This is a genomic window from Streptomyces sp. NPDC001100, from assembly GCF_053598575.1.
Genome location: NZ_JBSFKO010000093.1, coordinates 1 through 1,953 on the forward strand (window position 1 = coordinate 1; position 1,953 = coordinate 1,953).

Consider the following 1,953-nt stretch of genomic DNA (forward strand, 5'->3'; position numbering starts at 1 on the left):
GCAGCATGAGGTCGAGTAGCCGGGGGGAATTTCACCCCCCGGCCCTCACAGATCCCGGCGTGACAGTCTCCCGTCACCGGGCTCTTGTCATCCTGATCACCAGAACGTGGGAATCCATGCCCAATGGGCGAAGAGCCTGGGGTACTGGCGGGTGATACGCCGCCAGCACGCATGGGCCTTCTTGAAGGTCCGCAGCCGCTTGAACTTCTTGCGGATCCAGCGCATCAAGTAGGCGTTGATGCGCTCCAGGAGGGGAAGCAGTGCTGTCCGGTAGAACGCGCCGAAGTACTGCATCCAGCCCCGAACGATCGGATTGATCGCCCGTGCGAGCTCGGCGAAGGTCCGGCCGATCTGTCGGTGAAGCCGCCATTGCCGCACTTCACCGCTGATCTTCTTCGAGGCTTCCTTGCTGATCGCCGGCAGGAACGAGGTGAACCTCTCACCATTCCTGTCGATGGCCTTGCGGGCCCGGAAAGTGAACCCCAGGAAGGTGAACTCCGTCTGCCCGAAGGACCGTCGGCGTTTACCGTCCCGGCAATACACGATCTTGGTTTTGTCGGGGTGCAGTCGCAGCCCGACCTCCCGCATCCTGTTCGCGATCGCCTCCCGTAGTCTCCGGGCCTGGCTCTCGCTGACGCAGTGCACAACACCATCGTCTGCGTACCGTTCGAACGGTACGCCCGGGTACTTCCGGGCCATCCACATGTCGAACGCGTAGTGCATGAACAGGTTAGCCAGCACAGGCGAAATCGCAGAACCCTGCGGGGTTCCACAATCGCGCCGCTGCAAGGTCCCATCGGGCAGTTGCAACGGCGCCTCAAGCCACCGCCGCACATACAGCACTACCCAGGGGAGATCGGTATGGGCCTGGACCGCCTTGACGACAAGGTTCCATGACACGCTGTCAAAGAACTTCTGGATGTCCAAATCAATCACCCAGTCGTACTTCCAACAGCGTTTCCGGCATGCCGCAACCGCGTCCAACGCAGACCGCCCCGGACGGTATCCATAGGAGTCCTGATGAAAGATCGGTTCGACCTTCTCCTCAAGACGCCGGGCTACCACCGTTTGAGCGATTCGGTCAGCCACAGTGGGCACACCGAGCAAACGAACCCCACCACCATGCGACTTCGGGATCTCCACACCCTTCACCGGAGGCGGAAAGTAACTCCCCGAGGACAGACGATTCCAAATCCGATAGAGATTATTCTTCAGATCCTTCTCGAAGTCCTCGATAGAGCGCCCGTCCACCCCTGGCGCACCCTTGTTGGCCTTGACCTTCTCGTACGCCTCCTGAACCTCCCACTTCGAGATCTCAAACGGCTTGTCTGATGATTTCAACTGGTCCACCCAGCTCCTCCCGGAGAACCTCCGGTTGACCGAACGAACAATCAGCCACGGATGACCCGGCCCCTTCGCTCCCCCTTCATTACAAAGGGTTCCTCACTACTACGAGCCGGTCCGCCAGCACGCCCCGCATCGGTACTCAAGCCCTCACGGTTCCTCCGCTTGGGCCACTCCCTCTCGCCACCCGTATTGCTCAAGCGGCGTTATCGAGGCGTGCCTTCTCACGTTCCATGCGAAAGCCGCAGATCAGGCTCACGTCGCCTCCGTGCCGGACACCGCCTGGCCAGTAAACGGGACTCCCGCCAGGCTTATCCCGGAGCAACCACAAATCTCCGGTTCTGATGTCACCTATCTTCTAACGACACTTCAGCAGCGATTCACTTGCGTTCGTCTTCCTGATCCCCACCTGACGGCTCTACCGCCGCCTTTTCCACATCGCTCACCACGACGGTCGTCAACCAACGCAGCATGTGGCGGTTTGGCACCATCCCCCGCAGGACGGCACCGAAGGGCCGAGTCCTTCATCTCTCGCACAGCACCGCATCAAGAAGCTCCTCCTACCTGAACTCCCCTCTGCGTTCGTGACACACGCGGTTTGAAGCCTCC

1 protein-coding gene is annotated in these 1,953 nt (G+C 60.5%); it reads right to left on the reverse strand.

What is annotated here, in order from left to right; genetic code table 11:
- Nucleotides 1–96: 96 nt before the first annotated feature.
- Nucleotides 97–1,350 carry a group II intron reverse transcriptase/maturase gene (ltrA, locus tag ACWDEW_RS48770; RefSeq protein ID WP_450522827.1) on the reverse strand — a complete coding sequence of 418 codons (1,254 nt, stop codon included), beginning with the start codon at nucleotides 1,348–1,350 and terminating at the stop codon, nucleotides 97–99.
- Nucleotides 1,351–1,953 lie beyond the last annotated feature (603 nt).